The sequence below is a fragment of the Streptomyces odonnellii genome, assembly GCF_000981895.1.
Lineage (GTDB): Bacteria > Actinomycetota > Actinomycetes > Streptomycetales > Streptomycetaceae > Streptomyces > Streptomyces odonnellii.
Genome location: NZ_LATD01000361.1, coordinates 1 through 5,758, shown reverse-complemented (window position 1 = coordinate 5,758; position 5,758 = coordinate 1). Strand labels below are relative to the sequence as shown.

Here is a 5,758-nt window from a genome sequence, read left to right as displayed (position 1 = left end):
GGGGCTGGCTGGGCGGGCCGGGATCGCTCCGAGCCAGGCCGGTCGAGCTGAGATCGCTCAGGGTCGGTGGCCGTCGTGCTCAGGAGTCCGTCCTGATCAGGAAGACCGGGTGATCCGGGGCCGCCGCGAGGATCTCCGCGTCGGAGGACTTCACGGTGACCCCCTGGAAGTACTGGTTGACCTCCCAGCCCCAGCGCTTGAGATACGTCCGCAGGATCGCGAGCTTCTCGTCGTCGGGGACCTCGGTCGCGGTGAACTGCCGCACCTTGCGGCCGACCCGCAGCTCGCCGCCGCCCGCGACCCGCATGTTCCGCACCCACTGCGAGTGGCCCCGGGCCGAGACCAGGTACTGGCTGCCCCCGTGGGTGTGCGGGTTCACGGGTATGCGCTGCATCCGGCCGCTCTTCCGGCCTCGTACGGACATCTCCGCCGTACCGAGCATGCTCACCCCGTGCCGGGCGAGTCGGCCGACGATGTTGTTGAGCCAGCCGGCCGCCCGGCCGGCCTTGAGGTAGTAGGGCTCCGACATGGTGGCTCCTCTGAGTTCGGGCTCCCCTGAAGCTGGGTTCCCCTGAGTTTGTGAGAGCACTGCTCTCGCTTGAGAGCAGTGTGCACGGAAGGGGTGCTCCAAAGCAAGAGCAGTGCTCTCTCGTGTGGGCGCCGCTCCGAACATTGGGCGGTGCTCCGAAACGTGACAGACTGCTCCCCATGACGACCATCCGGGGAGCCCGGGAACGTGCCCGTACCGAAGTCACGGCGGCCATCAAGGACGAAGCGCGCCGACAACTGGCGGCCGAGGGCGCCGCGAAACTCTCGCTGCGCGCCGTCGCCCGCGAGCTGGGCATGGTGTCGTCCGCGCTCTACCGCTACTTCCCCAGCCGCGACGATCTGCTGACCGCCCTGATCGTCGACGCCTTCAACGCGGTCGGCTCGGCGGCGGAACAGGCGCTGGCCACCGCCGACTCGGCCGGCCCGGCCGGTCCCCCCGGTCCCGTGGACCGCTGGACGGCCATTTGCACGGCGGTACGGGCCTGGGCCCTGGCCCACCCGCACGAGTACGCGCTGATCTACGGCTCCCCCGTACCTGGTTACATCGCACCCCAGGTCACCGTCGCACCCGCCTCCCGTGTCGGCCTCGCGCTGATCTCCGTCGCGAGCGACGCCCACCACGCGGGCGGCATCGCGCTGCCGACGCTCTCCCCGGAACTGCGCCCGGAGGCGGAGCGCCTGGCCGCGCAGTTCGCCCCCGGCCTTCCGCCGGAGGTGACGGCGGCGCTGGTCGCGGCGTGGGCGCAGCTCTTCGGTCTGATCTCCTTCGAGGTCTTCGGCCAGTTCAACGAGGTCGTCGAGGCCCGCGACGAACTGTTCACGCAGTCCGTCCGCCGCCTCGCCCACGAAGTGGGCCTGCTCGCCACCGCTGGGCCCACGGCCTAGCCCCGCGTCGCGGCCAAGCTGTATATGTTCGCGCCGTCGGGGGCGGTGCACCGGCCCCGGGCGCCGGTCTTCGCCGTACGACGGCGGGGATTTCCTCGCCGTGCTGCCTGCGATGCGGCGCGTGGGCGGGCCGGCCGTACTACCCAGGGAGTACGTGTGATCGCCACGCCCGACGGACGCCGGAACTGGCCGACCGGTTTAGCGTGGCCGACATGGAACAACACCCCAGCGGCCGCAATGGGGGCGACGAAGGTACGCCGAGCCCGCCCCGGCACGGCGGTTTTCCCTGGTCGTGGAGCGTCCCGCGGTTCCGGCCGCCGTGGCGGCCCGGCCATGGCACGGACGAGGGACCCGAAGGCCGAGCCGGGGTTTCCAGCGGGGTGACCGACGCAGGGCCGGGCGACGGACTCGACCGCCGGGCAGACGGTTTTGCCGACGGCACCGATCCCCGGCCCGGGACCCTCGGACGAGGGTTCGACGCCCGGACCGGCCCCCTGGCCCAGGACTCCGGCGCGGGATTCGACAGCCGGACCGACGGCACCGAGTCCGGCCGCCGGGCCGCCGGCCTGGATTCTGACCGCCGTACCGGATTCTGGCCCCGCCGGGGCTTCGGCCCGGGGGCCGTCAGCCGTACCCGAGGCTTCGGCCGGCGTATCGGCCGCACAGGGGCCGACCGCTCAGCCGCTTGTTTCGGTGGGGGGCCCGGCCGCTGGGGCGCTGGGCCCGGTCGGCCCGTCGGCGGATTCGCTGTTGACGGCTTGGGCGCCTGGGCCGAGAACCGGGGCCCGGGGGCCTTCGGAGCCCACGGCGGCCGGTGGGAGCGGTGGGAGCGTTGGGAACGGCGGCGGTTGCCCTGGGCCTCCACGCTCCTCCTCGCCGTCTTCGTCCTCGTCGGGACTGCCTTCGCCGCCCGAGGCCAGCACAGCCAGCGGCTTCCCCTCGACAACTACGCCCGGTTGTTGCTCCTCGCCGGACCCGCGCTCCTGCTCTTCCGCCACCGCCGCCCCGTGGTCGCCGTCTTCGGGGTCTCGGCCATCGCCCTGGTCTACTTCGCCGCCGGCTACCCGTACGGACCGATCTTCCTGACCGTCGGCGTGGCCTGCTACGCGGCGATCGCCGCAGGCCACCGACGTGCGGCCTGGTGGGCCGTCGGGTCGCTCTGGCTCGGGCATCTGCTCATCGCGCACTGGCTCTACCGCTGGCTGCCGCCACCGCACGACCGAGCCGCGCCCTGGGGCCAGGAACTGGTCATCGCCGCCTTCGTCGTCGCCCTCTGCGCGGCCTCCGAACTGGTCCGGGTCCGCAGGGAGCAGTGGGCCAGGGAAGGCGCCGAGCGCAGGGCCGCCGAGAAGCGCCGGCAGGATGAGGAGCGGCTGCGGATCGCCCGCGAGCTGCACGACGTACTCGCCCACTCCATCTCCGTGATCAATGTCCAGGCCGGCGTGGGGCTCGCCCTGCTCGACTCCGACCCCGAGCAGGCCCGTACCGCGCTCACCACCATCAAGGCGGCGAGCAAGGAGGCACTCGGCGAGGTACGTCAGGTCCTCGACACCCTCAGAACACCCGGCGACGCCCCGCGCGCACCCGCCCCCGGGCTCGACCGGCTGCCGGAACTCGTCGAGCAGGCCGCGGGCGCCGGACTGACTGTCGAGATCGTCCGCGACGGGCGGCGTATCGCGCTGCCGCCCGGCACCGATCTGGCGGCCTTCCGGATCATCCAGGAGGCGCTGACCAATGTGGTGCGGCACTCCGGTTCCCGTACCGCGCGGGTACGGCTCGGTTACGCGCCCGGACTGCTCGAACTCCTCATCGACGACGCGGGCCCCGCGACCGGCGGGGACGCCGGCGGCAGCGGCAACGGTCTCGTCGGAATGCGTGAACGCGCCGCCGCCCTCGGTGGCACCATCGAGGCCGGACCGGGACCCGTCGGCGGCTTCCGCGTCAGGGCGACACTGCCTCTGCCCGGCCCGGGCCTGCCGCCCGAGGAGCCAGTGTGATCCGTGCCCGTGCCCGTGCCCATGCCCGCGTCCCCGTCCCTGTCCGTGTCCGTGTCCCCGTCCCTGTCCTGGAGGACTCACCGTGATCAGTGTGCTGCTCGCCGACGACCAGTCGCTGGTACGGGCGGGCTTCCGCGCGTTGCTCGACGCCCAGCCGGACATCGAGGTCGCCGGCGAGGCCGCGGACGGCGAGGAGGCGGTGCGCCGGGTGCGCGAACTCCGCCCCGATGTGGTGCTGATGGACATCCGGATGCCGCTGCTGGACGGCCTGGCCGCGACCCGGCGCATCACCGGGGACGGAGGGCTCGACCGGGTGAAGGTGGTCATGCTCACCACCTTCGAACTCGACGAGTACGTCTTCGAGGCGATCCGCTCCGGCGCGTCCGGCTTCCTGGTCAAGGACACCGAACCGGAGGAACTCCTGCGCGCGGTAAGGGCGGTGGTGGACGGCGACGCGCTGCTGTCCCCGGGGGTGACACGGCGGCTCATCGCGGAGTTCGCGTCCCGTTCCAAGGCACCCACGGACTTCGCGGGGCTCGGTGAACTCACCGAGCGGGAACGGGAGGTGATGGCCCTGGTCGGTATCGGCCTCTCCAACGAGGAGATCGCCCGCCGCCTGGTCGTCAGCCCGCTCACGGCGAAGACGCATGTCAGCAGGACGATGGTGAAGCTGGGCGCCCGCGATCGTGCCCAACTGGTCGTGTTCGCCTACGAGTCGGGCCTCGTAAGGCCGGGCTGGCTCGGCTGACCGGGCATGTCCGGTTCACCGCGGGTCCGCCGCCGCGGGAAGCGCCACAGCACCTGAACGGCCCTGGCCACAAAGGCGAGAGCCCCGGCGACAGCGCCAACCCGTACGAAAATCTCCGGTAGTCCGAAGTACCACGCGACCCCCGCGGCCACGCCGAACACCAGCCCAGCGGCCAGCGCACCTGTCACCACGGCGAAGCTGATCTCGACCGTGATGGCATCCCGCTCGGCGTCGCTCCGTCTCGTCCCCATGGCCCGAGTCTGGCCCGGGCAGAGGCGGTGGACAAGACGCCGAAAGCGGGCAGGCCGCGATCGTCCAGGTGTCGGGCCAGCGGTCTCCATGCCGGGCATCGTGCCGACCGGTACGGAGGGCCTCCCGCCCGGACGACCCGTACCCCGTACCCATCAGTCCCTCAGGCCTCGCGCGGGTGCGAAGGTCGCGGTCCGCCGCGCATCAGGCGTACGAACGCGCCCAGCGCCGCCGCCTGGATCAGTACCGAGAGCACCAGCGCCGGGTAGACGAACGCGGCGGAATCCGCGACCGTCGTGCCGAGCAGTTCGCCGCCTATGAAGAACACGAACACCGTCGGTGCCGCCAGGAAGAACAGCCATACACCGGCGAACGAGGCGTCCTGGTGATGCACCAGAAGGGTGTCGACCGCGACGAACACGGCCGTCGCCGCGACCAGTGCGAGATAGGCCTGGGACGCCCGATTGCCGAAGGTCAGCCGCACGAGGGTGGTAAGCGGTCCAGAAGCCATGATTGTCTCCCCTGAAGTGTGACGCTTCCTTTCCAGGGTCCGTCAGATCGAATGGCTGTGCCTGAGTACGGCTACTCAATCCCCTACGGGCTCGCCGGTTCCGGGGACGCGCTCCGGGCCAGATACGCGACGAGCGCGGCGGCGCCCGCCAGCAGCGCGACGGTCGTCAGAGCGAGGGGCAGGGTGAACCAGTCGGCCAGGAACCCGATCGCGGGCGGGCCCAGCAGCATCCCGCCGTACCCCAGTGTCGAAGCCGCGGCCACCCCACCGGGCCCCGCCAGGGCTCCCGCGTGGCCGACGGCCACGGGAAAGATATTGGCCAGCCCGAGCCCCGCCACCGCGAAGCCCGCCAGCGCGAGCCAGACGGTCGGGGCCAGAGCGCCCAGCAGCATGCCGAACGCGGCCGCCGTACCGCCACAGACCAGGGCACGGGTCTGGCCGAGCCGCTCCAGCAGGAACGTGCCGGACAGCCGTCCCGCCGTCATGGCGAGGGCGAAGAGCGAGTAACCGGCGGCGGCGACCCCGGCACTGGCGCCCAGGCTCTCGGTGAGATGGAGCGCGCTCCAGTCGGCCATGGCCCCCTCGCCGTACGCCGTGCACAGTGCGATCACCCCGAAGAGCAGCACCACCCGGCGCGTCCCCCGCCCGAGCCCGCGGGCCCCGTCGCGATCCCCCTCCGCCCCCTCGGCCCGCTCCTTTCCCTCCGTCCGCTGATCCTGCTCCGGTACGGGTACGGGCTGCCGCAGCAGTACGGGCCCGGTCACCGCGGTCACCAGCAGCCCGAGTCCGGTCAGCAGCAGTAGATGAACGGTCGGCGAG

The 5,758-nt window shown here is 72.1% G+C and carries 7 protein-coding genes; 3 read left to right on the top strand and 4 right to left on the bottom strand.

The window, feature by feature from the left end; genetic code table 11:
* Positions 1–79: 79 nt before the first annotated feature.
* Positions 80–529 carry a nitroreductase family deazaflavin-dependent oxidoreductase gene (locus WH07_RS29505; RefSeq protein ID WP_046506564.1) on the bottom strand — a complete coding sequence of 150 codons (450 nt, stop codon included), beginning with the start codon at positions 527–529 and terminating at the stop codon, positions 80–82.
* A gap of 179 nt (positions 530–708) precedes the next feature.
* Here WH07_RS29505 and WH07_RS29500 point away from each other — a divergent pair, with 179 nt between their 5' ends.
* From WH07_RS29500 to WH07_RS29490, 3 genes are all read left to right on the top strand, one after another.
* Positions 709–1,434, top strand: a complete 726-nt coding sequence (locus tag WH07_RS29500; protein WP_046506562.1) for a TetR/AcrR family transcriptional regulator — start codon at positions 709–711, stop codon at positions 1,432–1,434.
* A gap of 758 nt (positions 1,435–2,192) precedes the next feature.
* On the top strand, positions 2,193–3,431 hold the full coding sequence (locus tag WH07_RS29495) for a sensor histidine kinase (RefSeq protein ID WP_408645951.1): 1,239 nt from the start codon (positions 2,193–2,195) through the stop codon (positions 3,429–3,431).
* Between the two features lie 82 nt (positions 3,432–3,513).
* Positions 3,514–4,179 (top strand): response regulator transcription factor, encoded by a 666-nt coding sequence (locus tag WH07_RS29490; RefSeq protein WP_046506561.1) that lies wholly within the window; start codon positions 3,514–3,516, stop codon positions 4,177–4,179.
* Here WH07_RS29490 and WH07_RS29485 read toward each other — a convergent pair.
* From WH07_RS29485 to WH07_RS29475, 3 genes are all read right to left on the bottom strand, one after another.
* Positions 4,140–4,430, bottom strand: a complete 291-nt coding sequence (locus tag WH07_RS29485) for a DUF6332 family protein (RefSeq protein ID WP_046506558.1) — start codon at positions 4,428–4,430, stop codon at positions 4,140–4,142. The two genes, WH07_RS29490 and WH07_RS29485, sit on opposite strands and share 40 nt — an antisense overlap.
* Before the next feature lie 161 nt (positions 4,431–4,591).
* Positions 4,592–4,939: an SCO4225 family membrane protein gene (locus tag WH07_RS29480; RefSeq protein WP_046506556.1), complete on the bottom strand. Its 348-nt coding sequence runs from the start codon at positions 4,937–4,939 to the stop codon at positions 4,592–4,594.
* 83 nt (positions 4,940–5,022) lie between these two features.
* Positions 5,023–5,758: MFS transporter (locus tag WH07_RS29475; RefSeq protein WP_046506553.1), on the bottom strand; the 736-nt coding region annotated here is incomplete at its 5' end.